The organism is Candidatus Thiosymbion oneisti, from assembly GCF_900092655.1.
Lineage (GTDB): Bacteria > Pseudomonadota > Gammaproteobacteria > Chromatiales > Chromatiaceae > Thiosymbion > Thiosymbion oneisti.
This window is the reverse complement of record NZ_FLUY01001257.1, coordinates 1-1,727: the sequence shown is the minus strand read 5'-3', so window position 1 is coordinate 1,727 and position 1,727 is coordinate 1. Positions and strand designations below refer to the sequence as shown.

Annotated in this window: 1 protein-coding gene; it reads right to left on the bottom strand. The window is 68.7% G+C overall.

The features are described 5' to 3' along the window. Positions 1-1,727: response regulator (locus tag BQ17_RS13060; protein ID WP_089727751.1), on the bottom strand; the 1,727-nt coding region annotated here is incomplete at both ends.

The window sequence follows — 1,727 nt, the reverse complement described above, 5'->3', positions numbered from 1 at the left end:
CGACACGCATTCTCCAGGGCCTCGGCGGCCGCCCGGACGGATTCGGCGCATAAGGCGGCGGCGGACCCTTTGAGCTTGTGCGCCTGCGCGTCCAAAGCAGCCGTATCGCCCGCACTCAGGGCCTGGCGCAGGATGGCCGGGATGTCTCGACATTCGGCCTGGAAGACCGCGAAGAACTCCGCCATTTTCGCCGGCGACACCCCGAGCCTGGCGGCGGCGGGGCCGAGGTCGAACGCGGGTGGCGGCGGGTGGTCCGCGGGTGACGGGGGCGCGTCGGGCGCGGGCTGGGGCGTCCGGTCCAACAGCCTGCCGATGATCGCCAGCAGCCCCTCGATGGGGTCGGTCTTGAGCCGATAGGCATCCACCCCGGCCGCCTTGGCGGCGTCCGCTTCCTCTTCGGCACCGCTAAAGGCGATAATCGGCAGCCGGCGCAGCCGAGCGTCGGGGCTGGTGCGGACCCGGCGGGTCAGCGCCAGGCCGTCCAGCACCGGCATCCGGAGGTCGGTAATGAGCAGGGCATACGCCTGCGCCTGCAGCAGATCCCAGGCCTCGGCCCCGTCGACGGCCTTGTCCACCGCCAGGCCGGCGTTGGTCAGACTGAGTGCCAGCAGGTCGCGGTTGAGGGCCGAGTCGTCCACCAGCAACACCGGCAACCCACCGGTGTCGGCAACGCCGGCCCCCGGATTCGGACCGGCCTCCAGGACCGGGCGCAGGGCGCGGATCAGCTCGGCCTGGCTGCAGGGCTTGGCGACCAGCTCCCGCATCCCGACCTTTTCCGTCTTGCCGCGGGCGATGTAGGGCGGCTCGGCGGTGTGGGCGACGATGGGGATGGCCGCCGCGTCGGTGCCTGTTTCCCCCCGGGCCTCGCCCCAGCGCAGGCGCTCGGCGGCCTCGTAGCCGTTCATGACCGGCATGTTGAGATCCATGAGGATCAGGTCATAGGGGTTGGTGCGCGCCAGCTCGATGGCCTGGCGACCGTCCGCTGCCTCGTCGATCACCACCTCCAAGGGCGCCAGGTGTTGTTGCACCGCCGCGCGGTGGAGGGACTCGTCATCGACCACCAGCAGGCGCTTACCCTGGAACGCAGGCCGGGCCGCGGCGATGATCCGGGCCTGGTCGGCGGCCAGGTCCTGCTCCGCCACCGCCGGAAAGCTGAGGGTGAACTCGGTGTATTCCCCCAGGACCGAATCGCAGGTGATATCGCCGCCGAAGGCCCGCATCACCCGTTTGCAGTAGGCGAGCCCGAGGCCGGTCCCACCCTGCTTGCCGGCGGTAAAGAAACCGTCGAAGAGCCGCGCCAGGTCCGGTTTGGGGATGCCGGGGCCGGTGTCGCGAAAGTACACCCGGTTATGCGCGTCCCCGCATGCCAGCCGGATCCGGATCTCGCCCTCGCCGCGGTGTCTGAAATAATAGAGGGCGTTCTTCATCAGGTTGAAGAGGACGAAGATATACAGGGTCTCGTCGATGCGGAAGCTGAAATCCTCCCGCACCTCCAAATGGACCCGCCCGCGTTCGCCCGCGGAGTCATAGCCATACTCGTCGAGCGCCTTGTGGGTGGTGCGGGCAGCCGAGAGATAGACGAAGCGCTCGGAATCGATCGGCCGCTCCCGGATCTCGTCCAGGATCATATCGATGATCTGGATCCCGCGTTTGACCGCCATCTGGCCGTGACCAACCCCCTGATAGATGCGTTCGAGGGACGTCTCATCCAGGGCCGCGGTCGGTCG